Origin of the sequence: Halostagnicola kamekurae (assembly GCF_900116205.1) — an archaeon.
GTDB lineage: Archaea > Halobacteriota > Halobacteria > Halobacteriales > Natrialbaceae > Halostagnicola > Halostagnicola kamekurae.
Window position 1 is genome coordinate 960,002 of the sequence record NZ_FOZS01000002.1, and the last position, 25,706, is coordinate 985,707.

The 25,706-nt window shown below is 63.4% G+C and carries 27 protein-coding genes and 1 pseudogene; 15 read left to right on the forward strand and 13 right to left on the reverse strand.

Going from position 1 to position 25,706, the window contains the following annotated elements; translation table 11 throughout:
• The first annotated feature begins 8 nt into the window (after positions 1-8).
• The 3 genes from BM348_RS12670 (at position 9) to BM348_RS12680 (ending at position 2,595) form a co-directional block, all read left to right on the forward strand.
• Positions 9-485 (forward strand): dCTP deaminase, encoded by a 477-nt coding sequence (locus tag BM348_RS12670; RefSeq protein WP_092905160.1) that lies wholly within the window; start codon positions 9-11, stop codon positions 483-485.
• Between the two features lie 79 nt (positions 486-564).
• Positions 565-1,269: a universal stress protein gene (locus BM348_RS12675; protein ID WP_092905161.1), complete on the forward strand. Its 705-nt coding sequence runs from the start codon at positions 565-567 to the stop codon at positions 1,267-1,269.
• 81 nt (positions 1,270-1,350) lie between these two features.
• The gene (locus tag BM348_RS12680) at positions 1,351-2,595 is read left to right on the forward strand and encodes a hypothetical protein (protein ID WP_092905162.1); all 1,245 of its coding nucleotides are present in this window, start codon (positions 1,351-1,353) and stop codon (positions 2,593-2,595) included.
• A 92-nt stretch (positions 2,596-2,687) separates the two neighbouring features.
• Here the strand turns inward: BM348_RS12680 and BM348_RS12685 are convergent, their stop codons facing one another.
• The 3 genes from BM348_RS12685 to BM348_RS12695 form a co-directional block, all read right to left on the reverse strand.
• Positions 2,688-4,520, reverse strand: coding sequence for an acetyl-CoA carboxylase biotin carboxylase subunit (locus BM348_RS12685; RefSeq protein WP_092905163.1), 1,833 nt, complete (start codon positions 4,518-4,520; stop codon positions 2,688-2,690).
• An 82-nt stretch (positions 4,521-4,602) separates the two neighbouring features.
• Complete coding sequence (locus tag BM348_RS12690) at positions 4,603-4,917, reverse strand: hypothetical protein (protein ID WP_245779445.1); 315 nt, start codon at positions 4,915-4,917, stop codon at positions 4,603-4,605.
• Between the two features lies 1 nt (position 4,918).
• Positions 4,919-6,463 carry an acyl-CoA carboxylase subunit beta gene (locus BM348_RS12695; protein WP_092905584.1) on the reverse strand — a complete coding sequence of 515 codons (1,545 nt, stop codon included), beginning with the start codon at positions 6,461-6,463 and terminating at the stop codon, positions 4,919-4,921.
• A gap of 159 nt (positions 6,464-6,622) precedes the next feature.
• On the opposite strand from BM348_RS12695, the pseudogene BM348_RS12700 reads away from it, so the two are divergent.
• Positions 6,623-8,033: pseudogene (locus tag BM348_RS12700) on the forward strand (sodium-dependent transporter).
• 21 nt (positions 8,034-8,054) lie between these two features.
• On the opposite strand, the gene BM348_RS12705 reads toward BM348_RS12700, so the two are convergent.
• From BM348_RS12705 to BM348_RS12715, 3 genes are all read right to left on the reverse strand, one after another.
• On the reverse strand, positions 8,055-8,765 hold the full coding sequence (locus BM348_RS12705; RefSeq protein ID WP_092905164.1) for an SDR family oxidoreductase: 711 nt from the start codon (positions 8,763-8,765) through the stop codon (positions 8,055-8,057).
• 119 nt (positions 8,766-8,884) lie between these two features.
• Positions 8,885-9,841, reverse strand: coding sequence for an NADPH:quinone reductase (locus BM348_RS12710; RefSeq protein ID WP_092905165.1), 957 nt, complete (start codon positions 9,839-9,841; stop codon positions 8,885-8,887).
• A 211-nt stretch (positions 9,842-10,052) separates the two neighbouring features.
• Complete coding sequence (locus BM348_RS12715) at positions 10,053-10,547, reverse strand: hypothetical protein (RefSeq protein ID WP_245779446.1); 495 nt, start codon at positions 10,545-10,547, stop codon at positions 10,053-10,055.
• 148 nt (positions 10,548-10,695) lie between these two features.
• Between BM348_RS12715 and BM348_RS12720 the strand changes: the two genes are divergently transcribed.
• A complete protein-coding gene (locus BM348_RS12720) occupies positions 10,696-10,902 on the forward strand; it encodes a cold-shock protein (RefSeq protein ID WP_008418277.1) in 207 nt (68 codons plus the stop codon).
• 193 nt (positions 10,903-11,095) lie between these two features.
• Here BM348_RS12720 and psmB read toward each other — a convergent pair whose 3' ends face one another.
• Together psmB and BM348_RS21380 are read right to left on the reverse strand one after the other, a co-directional pair.
• Positions 11,096-11,827: an archaeal proteasome endopeptidase complex subunit beta gene (gene psmB, locus BM348_RS12725; RefSeq protein WP_092905167.1), complete on the reverse strand. Its 732-nt coding sequence runs from the start codon at positions 11,825-11,827 to the stop codon at positions 11,096-11,098.
• 303 nt (positions 11,828-12,130) lie between these two features.
• A complete protein-coding gene (locus tag BM348_RS21380; RefSeq protein WP_175507178.1) occupies positions 12,131-12,301 on the reverse strand; it encodes a hypothetical protein in 171 nt (56 codons plus the stop codon).
• 285 nt (positions 12,302-12,586) lie between these two features.
• Between BM348_RS21380 and BM348_RS12730 the strand changes: the two genes are divergently transcribed.
• From BM348_RS12730 to tenA, 3 genes are all read left to right on the forward strand, one after another.
• Positions 12,587-12,946 carry a DUF555 domain-containing protein gene (locus tag BM348_RS12730; protein WP_092905168.1) on the forward strand — a complete coding sequence of 120 codons (360 nt, stop codon included), beginning with the start codon at positions 12,587-12,589 and terminating at the stop codon, positions 12,944-12,946.
• Between the two features lie 59 nt (positions 12,947-13,005).
• Positions 13,006-13,545, forward strand: coding sequence for a CBS domain-containing protein (locus BM348_RS12735; RefSeq protein ID WP_092905169.1), 540 nt, complete (start codon positions 13,006-13,008; stop codon positions 13,543-13,545).
• 104 nt (positions 13,546-13,649) lie between these two features.
• Positions 13,650-14,309: a thiaminase II gene (tenA, locus tag BM348_RS12740; protein ID WP_092905170.1), complete on the forward strand. Its 660-nt coding sequence runs from the start codon at positions 13,650-13,652 to the stop codon at positions 14,307-14,309.
• A gap of 49 nt (positions 14,310-14,358) precedes the next feature.
• Here the strand turns inward: tenA and BM348_RS12745 are convergent, their stop codons facing one another.
• From BM348_RS12745 to BM348_RS12765, 5 genes are read right to left on the reverse strand one after another with little or no spacing between them, the layout of a single operon-like run.
• Entirely contained in the window at positions 14,359-15,057 is a 699-nt protein-coding gene (locus BM348_RS12745) for an ABC transporter ATP-binding protein (RefSeq protein ID WP_092905171.1), read from the reverse strand.
• Positions 15,057-15,836, reverse strand: coding sequence for an ABC transporter ATP-binding protein (locus BM348_RS12750; RefSeq protein WP_092905172.1), 780 nt, complete (start codon positions 15,834-15,836; stop codon positions 15,057-15,059). The genes BM348_RS12745 and BM348_RS12750 overlap by 1 nt, the downstream gene beginning before the upstream one ends.
• The gene (locus BM348_RS12755; RefSeq protein ID WP_092905173.1) at positions 15,836-16,954 is read right to left on the reverse strand and encodes an ABC transporter permease subunit; all 1,119 of its coding nucleotides are present in this window, start codon (positions 16,952-16,954) and stop codon (positions 15,836-15,838) included. Before BM348_RS12755 ends, BM348_RS12750 begins: the two co-directional genes overlap by 1 nt.
• Positions 16,951-17,835 (reverse strand): urea ABC transporter, permease protein UrtB, encoded by an 885-nt coding sequence (urtB, locus tag BM348_RS12760; protein ID WP_092905174.1) that lies wholly within the window; start codon positions 17,833-17,835, stop codon positions 16,951-16,953. The genes BM348_RS12755 and urtB overlap by 4 nt, the downstream gene beginning before the upstream one ends.
• Positions 17,836-19,104 (reverse strand): urea ABC transporter substrate-binding protein, encoded by a 1,269-nt coding sequence (locus BM348_RS12765; protein WP_092905175.1) that lies wholly within the window; start codon positions 19,102-19,104, stop codon positions 17,836-17,838.
• Positions 19,105-20,006: 902 nt separating this feature from the next.
• Between BM348_RS12765 and BM348_RS12770 the strand changes: the two genes are divergently transcribed.
• The 7 genes from BM348_RS12770 (at position 20,007) to BM348_RS12800 (ending at position 25,671) form a co-directional block, all read left to right on the forward strand.
• Positions 20,007-20,408, forward strand: a complete 402-nt coding sequence (locus BM348_RS12770) for an urease subunit beta (RefSeq protein WP_092905176.1) — start codon at positions 20,007-20,009, stop codon at positions 20,406-20,408.
• Positions 20,405-22,111, forward strand: a complete 1,707-nt coding sequence (gene ureC, locus BM348_RS12775; protein ID WP_092905177.1) for an urease subunit alpha — start codon at positions 20,405-20,407, stop codon at positions 22,109-22,111. Before BM348_RS12770 ends, ureC begins: the two co-directional genes overlap by 4 nt.
• 124 nt (positions 22,112-22,235) lie before the next feature.
• On the forward strand, positions 22,236-22,622 hold the full coding sequence (locus BM348_RS12780; RefSeq protein WP_092905178.1) for an urease subunit gamma: 387 nt from the start codon (positions 22,236-22,238) through the stop codon (positions 22,620-22,622).
• Entirely contained in the window at positions 22,622-23,242 is a 621-nt protein-coding gene (ureG, locus tag BM348_RS12785) for an urease accessory protein UreG (RefSeq protein ID WP_092905179.1), read from the forward strand. The genes BM348_RS12780 and ureG overlap by 1 nt, the downstream gene beginning before the upstream one ends.
• The gene (locus BM348_RS12790) at positions 23,239-24,279 is read left to right on the forward strand and encodes an urease accessory protein UreD (protein ID WP_092905180.1); all 1,041 of its coding nucleotides are present in this window, start codon (positions 23,239-23,241) and stop codon (positions 24,277-24,279) included. Before ureG ends, BM348_RS12790 begins: the two co-directional genes overlap by 4 nt.
• The gene (gene ureE / locus BM348_RS12795; protein ID WP_092905181.1) at positions 24,279-24,914 is read left to right on the forward strand and encodes an urease accessory protein UreE; all 636 of its coding nucleotides are present in this window, start codon (positions 24,279-24,281) and stop codon (positions 24,912-24,914) included. Before BM348_RS12790 ends, ureE begins: the two co-directional genes overlap by 1 nt.
• Entirely contained in the window at positions 24,904-25,671 is a 768-nt protein-coding gene (locus BM348_RS12800; RefSeq protein WP_092905587.1) for an urease accessory protein UreF, read from the forward strand. The genes ureE and BM348_RS12800 overlap by 11 nt, the downstream gene beginning before the upstream one ends.
• Positions 25,672-25,706 lie beyond the last annotated feature (35 nt).

The following is a 25,706-nucleotide window of genomic DNA, read 5'->3' on the forward strand; positions in this document are numbered from 1 at the left end:
GACCCAACATGTCCGACGAGCAGCCGCTCGCGGCTCACGTGGATAACCTCATCTACGAGCCGGTCCAGGTCCACGAACACGGTATCGATCTGACGGTGAGCGCGATATACACCGTCGACGCGCCAGGAAAACTCGATTTCGGCGGCGACGAACTCGAGGACGCCGACTTCGAGGCCGTCGAGACGACGACCCGAAACCCCGACGACGAGTACGGCTGGTGGGTCCTCGAGGGCGGCCGGTACGTCCTCCAGCACAACGAGTTCCTCACGGATAGCGAGGAGCCGTTCGTGCTCCAGCCGCGCAACGAACTGCTCGCTCGGGGCTGTTCCCACCCGACCGTCCGAGTGCGTTCGCACCTCCCGTTGGTCCCCCTGAGCGTGCCGGACGGCGGCGTCGAAATCAAAGAGAACGCGCGCGTTTCGACGCTTCTTTCGCCGACCGCGGCCACGGACTCGAGCGTCGAGAACCGCTCGGCGGACGGCTAGCCGTTTTTCGTTCTCCCGCCGTCGGCCGCGCTGTGACTCGAGCATATTTATACGAGACGCACCAAATCCGATCGAATCGATGTATCAGAACGTGCTTATTCCGACGGACGGGAGCGACGGGACCCGAAGAGCGATCGAACACGGGCTCGCGATCGCGAATCGATTCGGGGGACGCGTCCACGCGCTGTCGATCGTTCCCGAGGGGCCGTTCGGAACGATGACCAGCGGGGAGGTGACTGTGGGCGCAGAGCGGGCGGTCCAGTACGTCGAACGCGAGGCCGAGCGCGTTGGCGTCCCGATCACGACGGCCATCGAGCGCGGCGTGCCACACGAGCGGGTGCTCGCCTACGCCGAGGAAAACGACGTCGACGTGATCGTCATGGGAACGCAGGGCCGAACCGGCCTCGACCGGTTTCTCGTCGGGAGCGTCACGGAGCGAATCGTTCGGATGGCGGAACCGCCCGTCGTGACCCTTCGAATGACCGACGACGTCGAACTCGAGGACCCGACGGAGGCGATTCGGATCGCCCGCCGATCGCTCGAGGAGCGGTCGGGTGACGAGCCGACACCGGCCGACCAGTCGGAAGCGGGCGGGAACGTCGAGTCGACTGACGAACCCAATCAGACCGACGAGCCCGATCCGACAGACGAACCGACCGCGTTCGAGGACCCGTATCGCACGAGCGGCGCGTGGGTCGTCCCGCTCGAGACGGACGACGGCCCGGTCGACGTCCACGTCGACGCGGTCACCGGTGCCGTCAGAACCACCGCCGCTCGAGAGTAGGTGATTCGAGACGCGACGTCGGCTCCCGCGGATCGTCGCTCGAGCAAAAACGTTCTTCACCCCGGTCTCCAATGAGGCGGTATGTCCGTTTCCGGGGGATCGATCTCCGAACCCACCGTTCTCGCACACGCGAAGCAGCGACTGTTTCCCGACGACGGCGACGACACCTACGCCGTCGTCGACACGCAGTTCGCGAGCGAGCGCTGGCTGGCCGACGAGCCGATCGAACGGACCGTTCGGGAGACCCTCGCCCCGTTCAACCGCGTCGAGGTCGGCGGCGGCTATCCCGACCTCGTCGGCGTCCGAGCGCTCGAGTCGGAGTTTCTCGCGGTCGAGCGCTTCGGCGACGAGCAGCCGCTGATCGCCGTCGAAGCGAAAGGCCACACGGCCAACGGACTCGTCGATACCCGACGAGGGATCGTTCAGGCCCACGATCGATTACACGAGGCTAACGCCGCGTTCCTCGCGGCTCCAAAGCAGGCGGTGACCCAGACCGATCGAACGCTCGCGCGCGAACTCAACGTCGGCGTACTCGGCGTGGATTCCGCGGGCTCCGTCGAGGCGCTCGAGACGCCCCGCGTCGTCGGCAACCGAACGACGTCCGCGGCGAACGCGATCCGGTTTCAGGCGGGCGCACAGGGCGTCGCCGACCAGTCGTTCGGCCTCAACCACCCGAAGAACTACCTCGGCTACCCGCTCGCACACTACGCCGACGGCGACACGGCATCGCTGCTCTCACAGCACAAGGTGGTCAACGCGACCGACGCCGCGCGACAGGGAGCCGCGTTTCTCGATCTCGTGACCGTCCATCCCGATCGGGTAACGCTGACCGCGCTCGGCCGTGAGGTCGTTCGGTTCGCCGTTCGCCGCCACGGCTCCGTCGAAGCCGCGCTCGAGGCGTTCGAAGACTGGTACCGATCGACCGCGCGGTTCATCGACGCCGCGCCGGCGTGGGGCCAACTGGCCCGTCGGGTCGTCTTCGCGTACCCGGCCACGCAGTTGCTGGTGACCGAACTCGAGAACATCCACGCGGACGGGAATCCGACGCCGTCGCTGCCGACGCTGGTCGAGTACCTGCACGTCCTCCATCCCGCCTTCGCCGTCGAACTGTTCGTCCGCGGCGACGAGGCCACTCGCCGGCGCGTGCTCACTCAGGACGGCGACCTCAGACCCGAGGCGCTCGCGGACGGTTCGATCTATCACGCGCCAACTGTCTTCCAGCTAAAGGCGATGTTGTACCACGCCGGCATCGTCACGGAGCGCGGCTCGGAGCCACACCGACTCGAGCCCACCGAAGACGTCTGGGCGTTGCGCGAACGGCTCTAATTGTCCGGCGCAATTGTCGGCTTCTCCACTCGAGAGCGACCGTTCGCAATTCGCCAAAAACGGCTTCGGAAACGGATCGGCTCGAGCGCCGACTACTCGAGGACGACCAGACTGTCGCCCATGTCGACGCTGTCGTCTTCCTCGACGGCGATCTGGGTGACGGTTCCGCCGCTGGAGGCGACGATGTCGTTTTCCATCTTCATGGCCTCGAGCACGACCAGCACGTCGCCTGCTGCGACCTCGTCACCCTCTTCGACCTCGACCGAGAGGATCGTCCCCTGCATCTCGGCGTCGACGAGTTCGCCCTCACCCGCGAGTTCCACGTCGTCGTCGCTGGAATCCGGCCCCGCTGCCGCCGGGCGATTCGGCCCCGAAGGGTTCGCCTCGCCGCCGGTCGGAATCGGCGGCGCGCCGCGTTCCTCGAGTTCGACCTCGAACCGCTTGCCGTTGACTTCGACGGTGAACTCCCGTTCGACGACCTCCTCGTCCTCACCATCGGCCGTCGACTCGTCGCCGCCCCACTGTCGCTGGGCCTCCTCGATTCGGTCCGGGTCCATCTCCTCGTCGAGGTACTTCGTCGTGTGTCGACTCTGGACGAACGCCTCGTCGGTCAACATGAGGCGGTGGAACGGAATGATCGTCGGGATCCCCTCGATGTCGTACTCCCGAAGCGCTCGCAGCGACCGCTCTATACACTCGTCTCGGTCCTCGCCCCAGACGATCAGCTTCGCGATCATCGAGTCGTAGTCGGTGACGAGTTCGTCGCCCTGACGGAGCGCGTCGTCGAGGCGGACGCCGACGCCGCCCGGCGGATCGTAGGTGGAAAGCGACCCGCCCGACGCCGGCTGGAAGTCCTCGGCTGCGTTCTCGGCGTTGATCCGAAACTCGATTGCGTGGCCGTCGATCTCGACGTCGGACTGCTCGAAGTCGAGTTCCTCCCCGTCGGCGACCCGAATCTGGCGTTTGACGATGTCGATTCCCGTGATCTGCTCGGTGACGCAGTGTTCGACCTGAATCCGCGTGTTCACCTCGAGGAAGTAGAAGTTCGTCTCCGGGCCGAGCACGCCGTCGCGACTCTGGTCCTCCTCGACGAGGAACTCGACGGTGCCGGCGTTCGTGTAGTCCGCGGCCGCGACGCCGCGGCGGGCAGCGTCGCCGATCTGCTCGCGGAGTTCGTCCGAGAGCGCCGCGGAGGGTCCCTCCTCGATGACCTTCTGGTGACGGCGCTGGAGCGAGCAGTCCCGTTCGCCCAGGTGGCGAACGTTGCCGTGGTGGTCCGCGACGATCTGGACCTCGATGTGTCGCGGGTTCTCGAGGTAGCGCTCGAGGTAGACCGAATCGTTGTCGAAGTACGCTTCGCCCTCGCGCTGGGCGCTCTCGAGTTGCTCCTCGACTTCGTCCTCCTCCCAGACGACTTTCATCCCGCGGCCGCCGCCGCCGCCTTCCGCCTTGATTGCGATCGGGTAACCGTGTTCGTCCCCGAAGGCTTTGACCTCCTCGGGGTCGGTAACCGGCTCCGTGGTCCCCGGCACGATCGGCACGTCCGCCTCGTTCATGACGGTGCGGGCCTTCGTCTTCTCGCCTAGCGTTTCCATCGCGTCGCTCGAGGGGCCGATCCAGGTGAGTCCGTCTTCGGCCTCGACTCTGGCGGCGAATTCGGCGTTCTCCGCGAGGAAGCCGTAGCCGGGGTGGATCGCGTCGGCGTCGGCTTTCAGCGCGGCCTCGATCACCGCCTCGTGGTCCAGATACGAATCGGCCGCGCGCGCAGGGCCGATGTTGTACGCCTCGTCGGCGTATCTGACGTGTCCCGAGTCCTTGTCGGCCTCGGAGTACACGGCGACGGTTCCGACGTTGAGCTCCTCGCACGCGCGCATGACTCGAACCGCGATCTCACCGCGGTTCGCGACGAGAACCTTCCTGAACATTCTACAAGAAAAGTCGTAAGCGCCCTACCTTACTTTTTCGCAACTGATCCGCCGGCCGTTCGCCGAAACAGTGCTCCCTCGATCAGAACCTGTCAGTTCGTCCCGCCGCGCTCCAGGGATTCGTCGGTGCCGTTCGAGGCACTCGAGCGGTCCGCTGTTGCTGGGCGCTGACGCGGCCCGCGAACGCCCACCGCCTGTCGTCCCAGGTCTCCTCGTCCTCGGCGGCCGCTGCCGCGGCGGCCAGTTCCTGATCGCGGACGTGGGCGCCGATGGCCGCGGCGATCGCTGCCGCTTCCGCCTCGTCGGCGTTGTCCGGGATACTGATCTCAACGGTTCGCTCCCCGGTCCGCTCCGCCTCTGGCGTCTCCTCGACGCGAGCCTGTTGTTGGGACGCCATCTCAGAGTGGGATGTTGCCGTGTTTCTTGTCCGGCTTGTCCTCGCGTTTGGTCTCGAGCATCTCGAGGTCGGCGATCAGGCGCGGGCGGGTTTCGGTCGGGAGGATGACGTCGTCGAGGAAGCCCTTGTCCGTCGCCGTGTAGGGGTTCGCGAACTCCTCGCGGTACTCCTCGATGAGTTCGTCCCGGAGTTCGTCCGGGTTCTCCGCCTCCTCGAGTTCCTCGCGATAGAGGATGTTGACCGCGCCCTGCGGTCCCATCACCGCGATTTCCGCGGTCGGCCAGGCGTAGTTGACGTCTGCGCCGAGGTTCTTCGAGGCCATCACGCAGTAGGCTCCGCCGTAAGCTTTGCGCGTGATAACCGTCAGCAGCGGCACGGTCGCTTCGGAGTACGCGTAGAGCAACTTCGCACCGTGGCGGATGATCCCGCGATGTTCCTGATCGGTTCCGGGCATGTAGCCGGGCACGTCGACGAAGGTGACGATTGGAATGTTAAATGAATCACAGAAGCGGACGAACCGCGAGCCCTTCATCGACGCGTCGACGGTGAGCGTCCCCGCGTTGACCCGCGGCTGGTTCGCGACGATGCCGACGGATCGGCCGTCGAGGCGGCCGAAGCCGACGACGATGTTCTGCGAGAAGTTGTCCGCGATCTCGAAGAACGAACCCTCGTCGACCACCGAATCGATCACGTTGGTCATGTCGTAGGGTTTCTGCGGGCTCGAGGGGACGATGTCCTCGAGCGCGTCGTCCCGCCGGTCCGGGTCGTCCCAGGGCTCGACCCGGGGGGGATCCTCGACATTGTTCTGCGGGAGATACGAGAGCAGTCGCTTGATCTTATCTAGAGCCTGCTCTTCGCTTTCGCAGGCGAACTCGGCGACGCCGGTTTTGTTGGCGTGGGTGACCGCGCCCCCGAGTTCTTCGTGGGTCACGTCTTCACCGGTGACGGTCTTGGTGACGCCGGGGCCGGTGATGTACATGTGACTCGTGTCCTTGACCATGAAGATGAAGTCCGTGATCGACGGGGAGTACACCGCACCACCCGCACACGGTCCCATGATGCCCGAGATCTGTGGGACGACGCCGCTGGCTTCCTGATTCCGGCGGAAGATTTCGGTGAAGCCAGCGAGGCTCTTGACCCCCTCCTGAATGCGCGCGCCGGCCGAATCGTTGAGGCCGACGATGGGCGCGCCGACTTCCATCGCCATGTCCATCACCTTGCAGATCTTCTCGGCGAACACCTCGCCGAGCGAGCCGCCAAAGACGGTGAAGTCGTGGGCGAAGACGAACACCGTCCGCCCGTCGACCTCGCCGTAGCCGGTGACGACGCCGTCGCCGGGGATCTTCTTCTCCTCCATCCCGAACTCGCTCGTCTGGTGGGTTCGGAGCTGATCGAACTCGGTGAAGGTATCCTCGTCGAGGAAGTAATCGATCCGCTCGCGCGCGGTCATCTTTCCTTTCTCGTGTTGTCTTTCGATTCGATCCTCGCCGCCGCCTTTCAACGCCTCCGTTCGAAACTCCTCCAACTCCGCGATACGGTCCTCCATCGTCACGGCGACCACCTGCTCCGAGTCATAGCAGACAGTCGTGTAACCACTGGGAAAAAGATTTCCGTCCATTTTTCAGGCAAAATCCCTCGAGTTGACATTGCACCAATACATCATGTCTAGTAAGTTATTTGTGGTGCTGGGTTTGATATCCCGTGCATGGTAGAACGAGAAACATGGGCAACGAGAACAGGGTTCATACTAGCGGCGGTGGGAAGCGCCGTCGGACTAGGGAACGTCTGGCGCTTCCCCTACCAGGTCGGCGAATTCGGGGGCGCGGCGTTCCTCGTCGTCTACCTCGCGTTGATCGCGCTGGTCGGGTTCCCAGTGTTGATGGTCGAGTTTACAGTCGGTCGATACACCGACCGAAATCCGGTCGGCGCACTCAAACAGATCGGACAGGGACCGGCCAAACGGATCGGATGGGTGTTCGTCACCGCCGGATTCGTCATTCTGTCGTACTACAGCGTCGTCGCCGGGTGGGTCCTGCAGTACACGGCGTACGGATTGCAGGGTAACTTCGCTACAGACGGCGCAGCGCAGTTCGGAGCCACCACGGGTGGCGCGGTATCGGTTCTCACACACGCGATTTTCATGGCCGCCGTCATCGCCGTCGTCGGGCTCGGTATCCGGCAGGGTATCGAACTCGCCGTCAAATTGATGGTCCCCGCGATCATCGTGTTGACGGTCGGTCTCGCAGTTTACGCGTTTACGCTTCCCGGCGCTGGGGACGCGTACGCGTACTATCTCTCGCCCGATCTCGGTACCATCGCGACGAACTTGACGGACATCCTTCCTGCAGCCGCCGGTCAGGCCTTCTTCACGCTCTCACTGGGGATGGGCGTAATGATCACGTACGCGTCTTATCTCGGAGAGGATCGCAACCTCGCCAAGGACGGCCTCATCATCGTCGCGCTGGATACGGCGATCGCGTTTACCATCGGATTGGTCGCGTTCCCGATCCTCTTCTCTGGCGGCGTTGGCGTTTCTGAGATCACAGAAGTCGGTGCCGGTGCTGGTTTCATCTTCATCTCGCTCTCACAGGCGTTCGCTAACCTCCCGCTCGGTGGCGTCCTCGGCGCGGTCTTCTTCGCCACGGTCGCCATCGCAGCGCTCTCGAGCGCGATCAGCATCCTCGAGGTCGTCACCTCGTACCTGATCGACGAACACGGCGTCGATCAGGTACGAGGTCGTCACCTCGTACCTGATCGACGAACACGGCGTCGATCGCGGCCCCGCGACCGCCATCGTCGGAACCGCTATCTTCCTCGTCGGCGTTCCCGTGGCGTACGACGGGAGCCTGTCGTGGCTCACGGTCTACGACCAACTCGCGAACTACGTCCTGCTCGTCCTCGGTGCGCTGTTGCTCTCGGTCTACGTCGGCTGGGTCAAAACCGACATGGGACTCGAGGAACTCGGAAAGGGAGTCAAAGACCTCGGCGCGTGGGGGATCACCTGGATCTGGGTCCTTCGGATTCCGGTCATCATCGTATTGGTCGTCGTCCTCACGCTAAACGGAATAGAAGCATACACCGAAATCAGCGGTGTTCTCGGCGGATTCCTCGGCTGACCACTGGAACGTTTTCACGCCTCAGGCCTCGCCGTAGACCGGGACAGCAGCGCCGCTCGTGACCGACGCACCGTCGCTACAGAGAAACGCCATCACGTCCGCGATCTCGAGCGGGTCGACCCACGAGTCGTGATCCGAATCGGGCATCATCTCGCGGTTCATCGGCGTGTCGATCACGCTCGGCATGACGCAGTTCGCCCGGACAACGCCACGATTCTCCTCGGCCAGCGTCTCGGTGAGGATTCGGAGGCCGGCTTTTGTGATCCGGTAGGGGCCGTCGCCCTCGCCGCCCTCGAGACTCGAGCGCGCGCTCACGCTGACGATCGATCCCTCGCTGTCCTGTAGGTGCGGAAGGGCGTGTTTCGACGCCAGAAACGCCGTTTTCAGGTTGATGTTCATCAGTGCGTCGAACTCCTCGAGATCCGTCTCCGCTACGTGCTGGCCGCCCATCCACGTGCCGGCGATGTTGAGCAGGTGATCGACCCGCCCGTGGTCGTCGACGATATCCTCGAACAGCTCGGCGACCTCGTCCTCGTCAGTCAGATCCACCTCGTAGAACTGGACGGCGTCGTCCGGCTCGAGGAGGCTGTCGTCCGCGTCCGGTTCGACGACGTCGACGGCGCAGACGGTCGCGCCCGCGTCTCGAAACCGTTCGACCGCGGCGCTGCCGAGCGCGCCGCTCGCGCCGGTGACCACCGCGACCGTCTCCGAGAAATCGTACGTGACAGACATGCACACTCCTGCCACCCGCAGGTGCAAAAGTTCCCACCCGGATCTCGAGCGACGACGACTCGCTCGAGAGCCAGATCCCGAGCGAGCAGTCCCAACACGAGAGATGCGTTCGACGGGAGCTACGGCGTGACGACCAGTTTCCCGAAGAAGCTCTCGGAGAGTACGGCCTCGTGTGCCTCTGGAACCTCCGACAGGTCGTACGTTCGGTCGATCTCCGGCGAGAGCTCGCCGCTCGAGAGCAACGTGGCGACGCGGCGGAGCACCGCGGCGAGATCCGACGTGTTGAACATGCTGATCAGGTGGATCCGCAGTTCCTTCGAGCGCGCCGCGGGGACGTTCGAGAAGCCGGCCTCGGGAACCGTGTTACCGATGCCGACGACTCGAGTCCCCTGCGTCGCGACGTTCGCGTCGAACTGGAGGTAGTCGTCGAGTCGGTGATCGAGGATCACGTCGGGAGCGCCCGCGGTGATCACCGCGTCCTCGAGATCCTCGCGCGCGTAGTCCAGTACGACATCGGCCCCGAGGGACTCGAGTTTCTCGTGGTACTCCGGCGCGGCCGTCGTCGTCACCTCGGCCCCGGTTGCGGCCGCGATCTGCACTGCAGCGTGACCCACCCCGCCGCTGCCGCCGTGGACGAGACACCGCTCCGCTGGCTCGAGTTCGGCGTGATCGATCAGCGACCGCCAAGCGGTCACCGCGGGAACGCCGAGGGCCGCGCCGGTCTCGAGCGATACACCGTCGGGCAGCGTCGCGATCCGATCGGTCGGCGACGCGGCGTACTCCGCACAGGTTCCCGGGATGTCCTTCCCGAGTCCGGTGCCGAACACCCGGTCGCCCGGCTCGAACGCGGTTACCTCGTCGCCGACGGCTTCGACGGTCCCGGCGAAATCCGATCCGGGGATCCACGGCAGTTCCGCGGGCGCGTAGGACCCCTCGCGAAAGTAGGTGTCGACGGGATTGATCCCCGCCGCGCCGACCTCGACCAGCACTTCGTCTTCGTCGGGTTCGGGCGTTGGGATTTCCTCGAGTTCCAGTACGTCCGCGTCGCCGTGTTCGTGGTATCGAACGGCTCTCATACCCGCCTGTAGGACGGCCCGCGATATAGGAGCACGTGATCGACCGCGAGTCGTGGCACTACCAGCCTGCCCGCGGTGTAACACGCCCGTGGCGCTGGTCACGAGCCGCGGCCCGACGGAGCACACCTGCTCTCCGCGTGGCTGGTCGGCTCGCCTAATTCCGGAATAGTGCTTGAGGGTCCGAACAAAGGGGCAAAGGCCCCAACTCCCGCTACTCGTTCTCCCGGTCGTTGTTGAACGCTCGATCCGTTTCGAAGGGATAGTCTTGGAACGCCGTCTGTCGCGTCGTCGTATTCGTCACCCGGTAGTCGACTTCGTACGTGGACTCCTCGGACGCGGACAGCTCCGCGGAGTCGGTAACGCCGCCTCGACACTCGAGTTGGACGTCAAACGCGCCTGTACTGGCGTTCGAAACCGAGAGGGAGGTGCAGTCGGCTATCACCCGTTCGTCGGATTCGAAACTGTGGTCGTGGCTCGCGAGGAGGTCGTTGTAGAAGAGTCGCTCCTCGTACGTCGAAGTATAGGTCCCAACACTCGAGGAGTCAATGGGTGTCGGTTTCTCGGGACCGACCGGGTAGGACTCGATGTGTGCCTGTTCTTCTGGCTCGTCTGACAGGGGATGGAACGACGTGACGACCCCGATTCCAGTGACGAGTACCAGGACGACGACTCCGAGCGAAACGAACGTCCGGTTCGAGACCATCATCTTGGAGTTAGATTCCTAACACAATATGCGTTCTGCACCATCGAACCGTACTCTCGAGCGGTCACGACACGCTCGAATGAGTGTGAAGGGTCGTGGTACCGTGACCCTCGGAAGGGTTATCCCTCACCCGCCTCTCTGTTTGTTCGTAATGGCAAACGGTAAGGTTGATTTCTTCAACGACACTGGCGGCTACGGTTTCATTTCGACTGATGACGGCGACCTCGACGACGACGAAGACGTTTTCTTCCACATGGAGGATGTCGGCGGCGAGGACCTCACGGAAGGGACGGAGGTCGAGTTCGACATCGAGTCCTCGCCCAAGGGGCCTCGTGCGGCGAACGTCGTCCGACAGTAACACCGAGACACACCTGTCGTTCACAGCGACAGACAACGCTCTCGATTTTTCAGAAGGTCACACGTCTGAGCTGATGCTATCTATACACTCTGTACGTACCGACAGACTCGGCCGAATACCGAACAGACCGGCCGACAGACGGTACTCTACACATCAAACCTAGCGAAAAGGACCCGATTCGACCCGAGACGGCCTATATGACTTCTTCGAAGTCGTTGTGGCCCTGAATGTCGACGCCGTCCTCGGTGATCTCACAGAGGAAGACACCGTTGCCCGAGCCCGTGTCGCGCTCGGCCGCGGACTTGATACCCTGCGCGGCGATGGTCGTCGCCTCGTCGTTCGAGAGCCCTTCCTCGTAGGTCTGCTCGAGATGGCCGTAGGCCAGTTGCATTCCGCTGCCGGTGACGGTGTAGTCATCTTCCATGACGCCGCCCGCCGGGTCGATGCTGTAGACGTGGCTTCCCTCCTCGTCGACGCCGCCCAGAATCGGGTGGATCGCGAAGAACGGCCCGCCTCGAGCGAAGTTCCCCGCGAGCGTCGCGAGCGCGTTGATGCTCATGCTCTCGTCGCGGCGGGTCTCGAAGAGGTTGACTTCCGCGCGGAGACTCGAGATGAACGACTGTGCGCCGCCGACGCTGCCGACCATCGTCAGCGCCGCGGTCGGGTGGATCTGTTCGACCTTCTGGACGTTCTTGTTCGAGACGAATCGGCCGCCGAGGCTCGCGCGCATGTCAGTCGCGATGACGACGCCGTCGGCCGTCGTGATCCCGATGGTCGTCGTCCCGGTCTTGTTGACGTTGTCGAGGTCGGCGCTCGAGATATCGTTCTGTGGCATCGCGCCGAGTTCCGGGCCGTATGGGTCCGGGTCGTCCGCCAACTGGTCGACCGTTCGAGAGAAGTCCGAGTCGTGGGTTGGTGTTCGCATTATCGGTATCTAACGACCGGGACGATATAAAACACCGGCGGTCACCGCTCTGGTTTCCGCTTCTCTGTCGGGGCCGGAGTCAGTACTCTCAGCTCGAGTAGGTGTAGAGTCGGATCGGGTGAGTGTAGAGTCACCCCGAGTGGACACAGAGTCACTCGGGCGGGTGAGGAGCTACTCGAGCGAGTGCGAGTCTTCTGGACAGTCTCGAGAAGGTCGACCGAGACGGAGAAAGTTTCGTCCGTCGGTTCGACGATGTCGAGAATTCGGTTCAGCGGGGTCCGGGTGTCGTGGGTGCTGTCGAGTTCACTTTTGGGCGTTTTCGTAGGCCTCGCCGACGTTGGCGATCACCCGGTGTACTGGGAGGGAGAGACCGATCTGGTTAGCAACGATTGCAAGCGGCATCGCCGCGATACCGACGACGATACACAGTTGGTACATTGCGAACAGCAGCGCGTTGTGTGCGCGGGATTTCATCAGCGTTCATCGTCGCTCAGTTCGAGGGAGTATATAACTCTTCGTGTCTCTCGCCGCACTCTCACGATCGTCTCGAGAGCCAGCCTCGACGCCGTACTGCGATCCAAGTTAACTTGCACGGGGAGCAACTGAAGGCGGATTCGTTGACGAACTACGCCGATGATGACTGGAATCGATCCGGGCGATTCTCATAAGTTATGCCCATCATCTGGCTCTCGTGCGCGCTCGCCGACAGGGCGCGGGACGAATCGCAAGAGAAGAAACCCCCCACCACGTTGAACGTGTATGAGCAACTATCTCGTCGCGATGGAGGCCGCGTGGCTCGTTCGAGACGTCGACCAGGTCGACGACGCAATTGGCGTCGCGGTAAGCGAAGCAGGGAAGCGACTCAACCAGGAGAATATGGAGTACGTCGAGGTCGAAGTCGGCGCGACTGGCTGTCCCGCCTGCGGCGAACCCTTCGACTCCGCGTTTATCGCGGCCGATACCGCGCTCGTCGGCCTTGCCCTCGAGATGGACGTCTTCAACGCGGACGGGGAGGAACACGCCTCGCGGATCGCAAAGAGCGAGGTCGGCGGCGCGCTTCGAGACGTCCCCCTCTCGGTCGTCGAAGTCTTCGAGACCGAGGCCGACGAGGACGAGTAACTACCGCCCAAAGTCGACACGACCCAAAGACTTTCTATAACCCGTGGTTATTCAAAACCATGGAGTTACCGACGCCCGCGGACCTCCGACAGCGCCGCACCGAACTCGGGCTGACCCAGAGCGAACTCGCCGAGAAGGCGAGCGTCTCCCAGCCGTTGATCGCCCGGATCGAGGGCGGCGACGTCGATCCGCGACTCTCGACGCTGCGTCGAATAGTGACGGCACTCGAGGAGGCAGAAAGCGACGTCATCCGAGCCGAGGACCTCATGAACGAGGCGGTCGTCAGCGTCTCGCCCGACGAACCGATCAGCGAGGCCGCCCGCAAGATGGAGTCCGAAGCCTACTCGCAACTCGCCGTGATTCAGGACGGGATTCCGGTCGGCTCGATCAGTCAGAGCGATCTGGTCCACCTCGATTCGGAGTCTCGAGACGAGTCGATTGACAACCACATGAGCGAGAGCTTCCCGACGGTTTCGAAAGACGCCACGCTCGACGAGATCAGCAACCTCCTCGAGCACTACAAGGCGGTCATGATAACCGAAGCGGGGGAAACGATCGGGATCATCACCGAGGCGGATCTGACGGCTCGACTGTCCTGAACCGGCTGACGAGCGGCGTCGACGATTCGTCTGTGGTTCGCACCAGAATATAACCCGATTGTAGTAGCCACCTATATTGTGCTGGACGATCTTTCGTTCGGATAATGGCGTTCAGTGATCAGCTACTCGAAGCCGGCGACCACATCTGGGAGGCACAGAAAGACCACCCCTTCGTCCGCGAACTCGCGACGGGCGAACTCGAGGAGGAAGCGTTTCTCACCTGGGTTCGACAGGATTACCGCTATCTGCTTGATTACGCGCGCGTATTCGCCATCGCCGGGACGAAAGCGCGGGACGAAGAGACCATGACGCACCTGCTCGGAGTCGCACACACCGTCCTCGACTACGAGATGGATCTGCACCGGGAGTTCGCCGCCGACTACGGCATCGATCGATCGGAACTCGAGTCGGTACAGAAGTCGCCGACCTGCATCGCGTACACGAACTACCTCGTCCGAACGGCACACGAGGGGTCGCTGGCCGAAATCGCGGCCGCGATCTATCCCTGCGGACAGGGGTATCTCGACATCGCAGAGCACATGGCCGAACTCGCCGACGGCGAGCACCGGTACACGCCGTTCATCGAGAAGTACACGAGCGACGACTTCCGCGAAGCGGTCGACTGGATGCGAGAATTCGTCGACCGCTGTGGGCAACGGTACCCTGGCGAGCACGAGGCGATGGAGGAGGCGTTCCTGACCTGCGCCCGACTCGAGCATCGATTCTGGGAGATGGCCTACGCTCGAGAGGACTGGGATCTGTAGCGCAGCAACTCGGTTTTCGTCGAACGGACCGGGAGCGTTTCCAGTCCGTTCAGACCGCGAGATACTCGGTCACGGCGTCTCGAGACTCGAGTCGCTCCGGGCCGAGTTCGTCGACGATCGTTCCCTTGTCGATGGCGTAACACCGTTCGGCGAGGTTCTGGACGACGTGGAGGTTCTGCTCGACGAAGAGGATCGTCGTCCCGAGTTCCTCGTTGACCTGCGTGAGGTCCCTCGTGAGATCCTGCACGATCGATGGTTGGACCCCTTCGGAGGGTTCGTCGAGCAACAGGAGGTCGGGATTGCCGACCAGCGCACGACCGATCGCGAGCATCTGCTGTTGGCCGCCGCTCATCGTGCCCGCCTCTTGATCGGCCCGTTCCTCGAGGATGGGGAAGTAGTCGTAGACCGTCTCGTACTGGAAGTCGGTACTCGACTCGTTTATCGTCTCGCCCATCCTGAGGTTCTCCTCGACTGTTAGTTCTGGAAAGACGTCCCGTCCCTGCGGAATATAGCCGATTCCGCGACGAGCGCGAACGTCTGCGGGCTCGTCCGTCACGTCTTCCCCGTCGAAGGCGATCGTCCCGTCGTCGGCTTCGAGAAGCCCCATGACGGCTTTGACCAGTGTCGTCTTGCCGACGCCGTTCTTGCCCATGATGCCGACGATTTCTCCGTCGTCGACGGTCACGTCGACGTCCCGAAGGATCGGCGTTCGTCCGTACGATGCGCGCAGGTCGGTGAGTTCGAGCATTAGTGATCGTCCCCTAGATAAATTCGTTTGACTTCCGGATCGGCCCTGATCTCCTCGATCGAGCCCTCGCGGAAAATCGAGCCCTGATCGAGGACGGTCACCCGATCCGCGATGGATTCGACGAAGTCGATGTCATGTTCGATCACGATCAGGGCGACGCCGTCGTCAGCTACGATTTCCTCGAGCAATTCGGCGACGTCGGCGGTTTCCTCGACCGAGAGGCCGGCGACCGGTTCGTCGAGCAGCATGAGCTTCGGCTCCATTGCCATCGCCATCCCGATCTCCAATCGCTGTTGTTGGCCGTGTGAGAGGTCCGACGCGGTCGTTTCGCGCTCGGCGAGCAGATCGAACCGCTCCAAGATTTCACGCGTCCGCGACCCGTACTCGTCGCCGTCGACGACCTGCTGGAGCGGAATGCGAAGGTTCTGGGCCACGGTGAACTCGTCGTAGATGCTGGGAACCTGGAACTTCATGGTGATTCCCCGATCGACGCGCTCGTGGGGCGACGTTCCAGTGATCTCGCGGCCGTCGTAGTATATCGACCCCGCAGAGGCCTCGAGCTGGCCCGTAAGCAGATTGAGGAACGTGCTCTTTCCGGCCCCGTTAGGCCCAATGAGACAGCGCAGTTCCCCCTCCTCGAGCGCGAAGTCGACCTCGTCGGTCGCGGTGAGCCCGCCGAAGTGTTTGGTCAGGCCTCTCGTCTGGAGAATGCGCGAGGACCCCTCGCCGGTTTCGTCGACCGCGGGCGTCGTTTTGACGGTTGGATCGCTGACGCCCATCAGTCGCTCACCTCCTCGGCGTTCGCGGCTCCATCGCTCCCCGGCGACTCCGTCGGCGTCGACGTCGATCGACGGCCGGCGACGAGATCGTGAAGGCGCGGTGCCACCCCTTCAGGGATCACGAGCACGACGAAGACCAGCAGCGATCCGATCACCACCAGCGCCCACTCGCTCCCGGAGATGGCGAGTCGGTAGTCCAGAAACTGGATCGCGAGAGCGGCACCCACGGTTCCGAGCAGGGACGTGCGACCGCCGACGCTCGCCCAGACCACGGGGAGCGCGGCCGCGGTGATTCCGAAAACGCTGGGGTCGATGTAGTTGTTCTGGGTCGTGAACAACACGCCGCTCAACCCGGCGATAGCGCCGCCGATCGTGAAGACGGCGAACTTGATGAACGTCGTGTCGTAGCCGAACATCTCAGTCCGCGTTTCGTCTTCGCGGGTCGCGACGATCGCGTATCCGAATCGGCTGTTGAGCAACACCCGAAGGCCGAGGTAGGTCGCCACGACCGCGCCGAGGGTCACGTAGTAGTGAGCGGCGATGCCGAACTCGTAGCCGATCGATCCGACCCCGATTCCGAGATCTGGCACGCTGTTCATCCCGTTGAATCCGCCGAGACGAGCGTCGCCGATCGACCACTCGCCGCCCGCGGTCTGGCCCATGAAGGTGTGCAAGACGAGCGCGACGACGAGCGTGAGGATCGTGACGTAGACGTCGCGGACACCGCCGTAGAACATGAAGTAGCCGAGCATCGCGGCGAAGAGCGTCGAAACGACCAGCGCCGTGAGCAGTCCGAGCGTCAGACCGCCCACCGTCGAGACGTTGATCGCGACGATCCCGAAGGCGTAGCCGCCGATACCGAAGAACGCGACCTGACCGAAGCTCAGGATGCCACAGTACCCCCAGATGAACGCGAGGCTCATGGCGAGCAACGCGTACGCGAGAAAGACCGAACCGATCTCCGCGGCGTAGTAGCCAAAGAGGACCGGCAACGCGGCGAGAAGCGCCACGGCGACCGCCAGTCCGGCCCAGAACGCGGGCGAGTTCCCCATCATGTTCGGCCCACCGAGAAGACCAGCGACTCTGGCGTGAAGCCCGTCGCTCGTGCCTTGGCTCATCGGTTCTCACCCCACCGTTGGCGAACCGTCTCGAGGAAGCCGGTGATCCCGTCGGGCATCAGGCGAATCGCGACGATCGCGGCGAGCAACATCGCGACCAGTCCAATGAACGTGCTCTCGGTAATGTTCGTGAACACCGCGTTGACCGATCCGAGGAAGCCACTTGCCAGCAACGTCCCGACGATGACCGACGACCCGCCGACGACGACGGCGACGAACGCCTCGACGAGGAATCCGGTCCCGTACTGGGGCGTGATCGTCATCACCGGCGCGTAGAGGGCTCCGGTAAAGCCCGCGAGCGCGGAGCCGATGGCGAACGTCGACATGTACATCCTGTCAGTGTCGATACCCATGCTGCGTGCGGTCTCCGCGTCTTGCATCGTCGCGCGTGCGCGGACGCCGAAATCCGTCCACATGAACAGCGCGTAGAGCCCACCGAGGGTGCCGACGGCGAGCACACCGAGGACGAGGTAGTAGGCCGGGCCGTCTACGACCGGAAGCTCGCCGAAGGGAATCCCGATCCCGGGAGCGGAGTTTCCGAACACGATCCGCACGAGCTGGACCATCACGAGGCTGACCCCCCAGGTGACGACCATCGAATCGAGCAATCGCCCGTACAGGTGACGGATGACGAGTCGCTCGAGGACGAGTCCGAAAATCGCCGTCAGGACCACGCCGGTAAGCATCGCGAGCGGAAGGGGGAGACCAGCGGCGAACGAGTACGTCGTCGCGTAGGCTCCCACGAGAATGAACTCGCCGTGGGCGAGATTGATGATCCCCATCATGCCGAAGATCACCGCGAGCCCGACCGTCGCGAGCACGATGAACGCGAAGATCTCGAGGAATTCGAACCCGAAGTTCAGGAGACCGATTCCGGTCATTTAGATCCCCTCGTAGTACGCGCCGGGCTCGTACTGGGTCTGTTCGGCCTCGCTGGTCAGGTCGCACCCGACCTTCTCTAAGAACGCGGGCCCGATCGTGCCCGCGTCCTCGAACGTTATCTCGTGGGTTTCGTCTGAATGTGCAACGCGCATGTTGTGTTCTATGTGGTGTGTCTCCGGGTCGAGCGTAACGTCGCCCTCCGGCGCTTCGACCTCGATGCCGCCCTCGAGTTCCGCGATGACCGCGTCGGTATCGAAGGTGCCAGCGCGCTCGACCGCCTCCTTGTAGAGGTAGATCGAGAAGTAGTTGTTCTGAGCCTCCTGATTGATGTATTCCGCGTCGTCCCAGCGCTCGTAGTAGCGCTCGACGAACGCCTCGTTTCGGTCGGTCGGGAGTTCCTCCATGTAGTTGACGCCGGCGTAGACGTCTTCGAGGGCAGGCGGGTCTATCCGCAGGTGCTCGTACTCCTGTGCCATATTCGTCGACGTGCCGATCGGAATGTCCGTCAGGCCGCTCGCCAGTCGCTGTTCGTAGAACGCGGAGTGGGTCTGCCCGACGAGCATCGACATCACGAAATCGGGATCGGCCGACTGGATCCGATTGATCGTCGACCCGAACTGGGACTCGCTGAGCGGGATGTACTCCTCGTCGACGACTTCCGCACCGTGTTCCTCGGCGATGATCTGCACCCAGTCGCCCGACAGCTGTCCGAAGTTGTAGTCGGCGGCGATCGTGTAGATCTCGTCGCCGTACTCCTCGATCATGTACGGGACGACCGCGCCGAGTTGCTGGCGCGCCGTCGCGCCCATAGGAAAGACGGTTTTATCGCACACGCCGCCCTCGTACTGGGTCGTATAGAAGTACAGGAGTTCGTGTTCGTTGATGATCGGACGGATCGCCTCCCGCGTCGCGCTCGAGTACCCCGCCCAGATCGCGTCGACGTCTTCCCGATAGATCGCGTGGCGAGTCAGATCCTGATACAGCATGTTGTCCGACTGGGGATCGGGGGCGAAGACGTCGACCTCCTCGCCCAGAATCCCGCCGTCACGGTTGATCTCCTCGATTGCGAGCATCGACGTCCGGTACTTCGGCGTTCCCGTCAAGGCGAAGTCCTGGGACCGATCCTCGAGAATGGCAAGCGTCGGCCCATCGGAGCCGGATTGGATGCCGAGCACGCCCGCTTCAGTAACACAGCCGGCGAGTCCAGCGAGCCCTGAGGCTGCACCGCCGGCGAGGATTTTTCGTCGAGAGATGCTGGGATCTCTCACCGTCGATCACCGACGGTCTGAGCGTCGTCTCGGGATAACCGTAAGCACATCCGATTATTGCACCCCATCCGGCTCAAACATTTCTGAGGGATCTAGCACCAGTTTCGCGTACTCGGTTTTCATTCGTCCAAACATTTCGATGTCTCCCCGAATATTGTAGCAATATAAAAGACTTGTCTCGAGAAAGTACAATGTATGCTAAAATGTGTTGGAACGGATAAATGGAAATAATCAGTTGGAATAGGATAATATTATTCACGAACGTAGCTATATTCGGGTATACCTGAACGCGCGTCTACCATGAGACCTGCGAGCAGGCGGACGACGAGCGAATACGGAGACGGAAACAATCGGTCACAGCTGTCGTCGGGTCATATTCGGTGGCATAGCGGCTTCTCTCACACAGGACACCGAACTCGAGCGGCGTGAAGTCGGCTACGCGGATTCGGTCTCGTATCCCGGTAAAACCCGATCTACAGCGAGTAGACGTGCACTGTTTAGTTTTTGTAATTTTGGTTCGACGGTCGGGGGACGGATTCCGGGGTTCCATATACCAAATCTTCCGTCGAAAAGTTGTAACATGTGGTATTAACGCTCTCGTTCGAGTGATCCGTCAGAAGCGCCCCGTTTCTACGGCAACAATAGTGGGGAGACAGACGATCGTCACTCTGGACCCGTTTAAAACAACGATATATTCGTCGGCAAATGGTAGAATGAACGATCTTGGTAGGTCCTAAATGAATTAGTATCGAATGAACAACGCAATATACAGTATCGAATAGCCATCCGTAAGCCTTCTGGGCAAATATTGTTGGACTCGGACTCCTTTACACCGATCGTTTGTGTATTCTCCCCCGTGATGACCAAACGTTTTCAAACTATTCGGTCGGCACTGATCGGAAATGAGTGAGTTCGTCCCCGGGGAACTCGAGCCGGCCGACGAGCCGGTCGTGATAAACGAAGGGCGAGAAACGACGGCCGTAACCGTCGAGAACACCGGCGATCGACCGGTACAGGTCGGGTCGCACTTTCACTTCTTCGAGTCGAATCCCGGCCTCCTGTTCGACCGGAACGAGGCCTACGGCTTTCGACTGAACGTACCGGCCGGCACCGCGATCCGGTTCGAACCGGGCTGTGAGCGCGAGGTCGACCTCGTGGCCATCGGCGGCGACCGCATCGTCCACGGGATGGGCGGGCTCGTAAACGGCCCACTCGACGACGATGCCGTTCGAGAACGCGCGCTCGAGCGCGCTGCGAGCTACGGCTATCAGGGCGTCGACCGCCCGACGGAGGACGACCGATGACTCGAGAGCTGCCCCGCCGCGAGTACACGGATCTGTTCGGCGCGACGAAAGGCGACCGGGTCAGACTCGGTGATACGAACCTCTTCGCGGAAATCGAGACCGATTACGGCGTTCCCGGCGAGGAGGCTGTCTTCGGCGGCGGCAAGACGATGCGCGACGGGATGGGGATGCAGTCGGGGACGACCCAGGCCGAAGGGACTCTCGACTGGGTCTTTACGAACATCGTCATCATCGATCCGGTGCTCGGGGTCTGCAAGGGCGATATCGGAGTCCGCGACGGCGAAATCGTCGGCGTCGGCAAGGCCGGCAACCCCAACACGATGGACGGCGTCGACATGGTGATCGGACCGAGTACCGATACGATCCCGGCGGACGGCCTAATCGCGACGGCCGGCGCGCTCGATATTCACGTCCACTTCAACAGCCCGCAGTTGATCGAACACGGCCTCGCCTCCGGCATCACGACGATGTTCGGCGGCGGCTTCGGCGGCGGCGCGACGACCTGTACGCCCGGTCCGCGGAACGTCCAGCGATTCCTCCAGGCCGCAGAGGAGTGGCCGATGAACGTCGGCTTCTACGGGAAGGGCAACAGCAGCCGGCCCGACGCGCTCTACGAGCAGATCGAAGCCGGCGTCTGCGGGTTGAAACTCCACGAGGACTGGGGATCGACACCTGCCGCGATCGACACCTGTCTCGAGGTCGCCGACGAGGAGGACGTGCAGGTCTGTATCCACACGGACACGCTCAACGAGTCGGGCTTCGTCGAGGATACCTTCGACGCCATCGACGGGCGCGCGATCCACACGTTCCACATCGAGGGCGCGGGCGGCGGTCATGCGCCGGACGTCCTCGAGCTGGTCGGACACGAGCACATGCTTCCGTCCTCGACGAATCCGTCGATGCCCTACACGGAGAACACGTTCGACGAGCACCTCGATATGGTGATGGTCTGTCACCACCTCAACCCCGACGTTCCCGAGGACGTCGCGTTCGCCGAGTCGCGGATCCGCGCCGAGACGCTCGGCGCGGAGGACGTCCTCCACGATACGGGCGCGATCAGCATGATGACCTCGGACTCTCAAGCGATGGGCCGCATGGCCGAGGTCGTCAGCCGAACCTGGCAGACGGCCCACAAGATGAAGAATCAGCGCGGGCCGCTCCCCGCCGACGAGGGGACCGGAGCTGACAACGCCCGCATCGAGCGATACGTCGCCAAGTACACGATCAACCCCGCGATCACGGCCGGCATCGACGACTGTGTCGGCTCGCTCGAGCCCGGAAAACTGGCCGACATCGTCCTGTGGAAGCCCGCGTTCTTCGGGATCAAACCGAAGGTAGTGATCAAGGGCGGGTTCCCCGTCTGGTCCCAGATGGGCGAAGCCAACGGCTCGCTCATGACCTGCGAGCCGATCATCGGCCGCGAACGGGCCGGCGCACAGGGGCGCGCTAAACAGGCGCTTTCGGTCTCGTTCGTGAGCGAGGCCGCTTACGAAAACGGCGTCGCCGACGCCTACGACCTGAAAACGCCGGTTCGACCCGTGACCGGAACCCGCTCGGTTCGCAAAGAAGACATGGTCCACAACGACCGCTGTCCGGACGACATCGACATCGACGCCCAGACCTTCGAGGTGTCAATCGACGGCGAACACGTCACCTGCGACCCGGCCGACGAGGTGCCGCTCGCACAGCGATACATGCTCTGAGAGAACTCATGACCGAACACACAACGATACTCACCCCCGAAAGCCGACGAATCCGATTCAGCGATCGAGCCGCAGGAAGCGTCCTGCAGAACCGACCGGCGAGCGCGCTCGAGGTGAGCAGCCGATGATGCTCTCGCCAAAGGAGATGGAACGACTCACCGTCTTCACGGCCGCCGAACTCGCGCGTCGGCGCAAGGACCGCGGCGTGAAGCTCAACCATCCCGAAACAGTCGCATACATCTCCGACTGGGTCTGTGAAGGCGCTCGAGACGGAAAGTCCGTCTCACAGCTCCGAGCCGAGGCGACCCAGCTACTCACCCGTGAGGACGTGATGGACGGTGTACCCGAGATGGTCGACATGGTCCAGATCGAGCCGGTCTTCCCGGACGGGACGAAGCTCGTTACCATCCACGACCCGATTCGGGCGGACTCTCGGGAACAGCTCGAGGAACTGGACGAACGTGAAGCTGTGAGCGATCGTGAGGCCACAGACGGAACGGAGGTCGAATAATGGGATACCGAGACGTCGCGAAGATCGGCATCGGCGGCCCCGTCGGTTCCGGAAAGACGGCGCTCGTGAGACACCTCGTGCCGGCGTTGCTCGAGCGCGACTACGAGGTCGGGGTCATCGCCAACGACATCATGACTCAGGAGGACGCAGACGTGTTTAGGGAGTCGTTCGCGGACATGATCCCCGAAGACCTCGTCGACGGGGTCGAGACCGGAGCCTGCCCGCACACGGGCATCCGCGAAGATCCGTCGATGAACCTCGCGGCGATCGACGAGTTCACCGAGTCCCATCCCGATCTGGACGTGGTGATCGTCGAGAGCGGCGGCGACAACCTCGCCGCGACCTTCAACCCCGAACTGGCGGATTACTTCCTGTTCGTCATCAGCGTCGCCGAGGGCGAGGACATCCCCCGCAAGCGCGGGCCCGGCGTGACTCAGGCCGACCTCCTGATCGTCAACAAGACCGATCTCGCCCCCTACGTCGACGCCGATCTCGACGTGATCGAGCGCGATACGGAGACCGTCAGAGGAGACGACCCCTTCGTCTTCACCGACTGCAAAGCCGGGAGGGGAATCGACGACGTACTCGAGCACGTCGAACACGAGGTGCTGTTCGCGTGAGCGCTGGCGCGGAGGAAGACCCTCGAGCGAGCAAGCAGCCACTTCCGAGCGCCTTCGAGGCCTACGCCGGCGAATCGCTGGCACAGGCACCGGCGGGCGGCCCCGGAAAGAACGGGCTGCTCGAGGCGACGCTCGCCCGCTCGGGAACCGAGCAGACGCGCCTCGTTCGCGACCGCGTCCACGTTCCGTACCACTTGACGGGAACGCTCGAGACCGATCCGATTTCTGGACTCACGACGCTCATCGCCCAGGAGCCGACCGGCGGCGTCGCCCAGGGCGATAGACACCGACTGACCGTCGAGACTCGACCCGGCGCGCGCGCACACGTCACCACCCAGAGCGCGACGAAAGTCCACAGCATGCGGGCGAACTACGCCCACTTGGACGCGACGCTCGAGGCCCGCGCGGGCAGTTACCTCGAGTACCTGCCGGGACCGACGATCGTCAACGAGGACGCGCGTTGTCTGCAGACGATCAGCGTCGACCTCGCGGACGACGCCGCGGTCGTCGTCGGCGACGTGCTCGTTCCGGACGGGTTGAGCGACCACGAGCCGTTCGCGTTCGATCACTACCTCGCGCGCGTCGAAGCCGAACGCGACGGCACGCTGGTCTGTGCTGATACGGTCGACATTCGGACCGACGAGCGCGACCCGTGTCACCCGACGAGCGTGGGAGAGTACGCGGTCGTCGGCTCGCTGTACGTCTTCGCACCCGATCGGGACCTGCAGTCGTTGACCGACCGGGTTCACGATCGGCTCGAGGATGGGGCCGAAGACGGAACCGGGGCCGCGTCAGCGAGCGCCAGCGAACGCGACGGGGGCGAACGCGATGGGGACGAATCCGACGAGGGCGAACCCGGCGGCGACCGAGCGGGTTCCACGCTCGTCGGCGTTTCGGCGCTCCCACACGAGGCTGGCGTCGTCGTCCGTGTACTCGGCGACCGACAGCTCGACGTGACGAACGCGGTTCGCTCGGCGTGGGACGAAACGAGACGCGAGCTCTTCGATGTCGGCGTTCCGGCCGACCGGAGGTACTGATGCGGCGGATCGACGGGGTCCTCGGTAACGTCCACTCCGACGAGACCCTCGCGCGCGCTCGAGAACACCACGCGAGCGAGGGCACTCTCGAGCGGGTCGTGATCGAGGCTGATCGGCGACAGCGCTCAAGGTTTCGAACGACGACCGACGCCGGAACCGACGTGGGCGTCGTCCTCGAGAAGCCGGCGCTTTCGATCGGCGACGTGTTAGTCCACGAGGAAGGGCAGATGATCGTCGTCGCGTTCGAACCGCTGGAGGCGCTGGCGGTCGATCTGCCCGAACCGACGGCGGAAGCGCTCGAGGCGGCGCTCGAGCTCGGCCACCGCGTCGGAAACCAACACTGGGACCTCGCGATCGACGACGGGGTCGCGTACGTCCCGCTCGAGGCGGACCGCCACATCGTCGAACGCGTCGTCGAGGATATCGTTCCGGGGGCGACCGTTCGAGCGGAGACGGTCGACGCGGAACTATTCGTCACCGACCTCGAGGGCGATGACGAGAGCGGTCTCCCCCACGACCATTCGCACACGGGTGACCACGGCCACTCACACGAATCCGAGCACACGCACGAGTTAGACCACGACCACCCGCATGACCACGGGGATCACGGTCACGATCACCAGCATGGCGACTGAGCCGGCCCCCTTCCTGACCGCGTTGCGCCTCTCGGATTCGTTTCTCCCGACCGGCGGCTACACGTCGTCGTACGGCCTCGAGCAGTACCTCAACGAGGACCGTATCGAGACGGCCGACGAGTTAGGGGAGATAATCCGGGGCTACCTCGAGCGGATCGTCGGCCCCTGCGAAACCGTCGCCGTCGCGAACGCACACGACGCGGCGACGAGCGAGGATCTCGAGGGGCTCCTGACCGTCGACGAACGACTCCACGCGGTGACGATGGCCGCGGAGTTCCGCGAGAGTTCGACGAAAGCCGGCCGACAGCTCTCGGAACTGGTGCTCGTCGAGGATGGAGGGCGTCGCGTTAGCGATGACGGACAGCGGCGTCGCGCTGGCGGGGACGACGCGAGCGAATCAGGTAGTGACCGCCCGCTCGAGGCGGCCTACGCCGAAGCGATCGAGAGCGGGGAAACGCCAGGTCACTATCCCGTCGTCTTCGGCGTCGTCGCCGCCCAACGGGGGCTTTCGAAACGCGAGGCCTGTCTCGCACAGGCGTACTCGTTCGTCACCGGCGTGCTCGGCGCGACCCAGCGGCTGGGTCGGTTCAGTCACACGGACATCCAGTCGATACTGGCGGCCCTGCTGCCGGTCATCACCGACGTCTGCGACCGACACGCCGACGACGATATCGCCGCGATGGCCTCGTTCGCCCCGCTGACCGAGATCATGGGGATGCGCCACGAACGCGCCGGCAGGCGGCTGTTCATGAGCTAGCTGCGTGGGCGACCGGAACGACTCGGCGTCCCCGC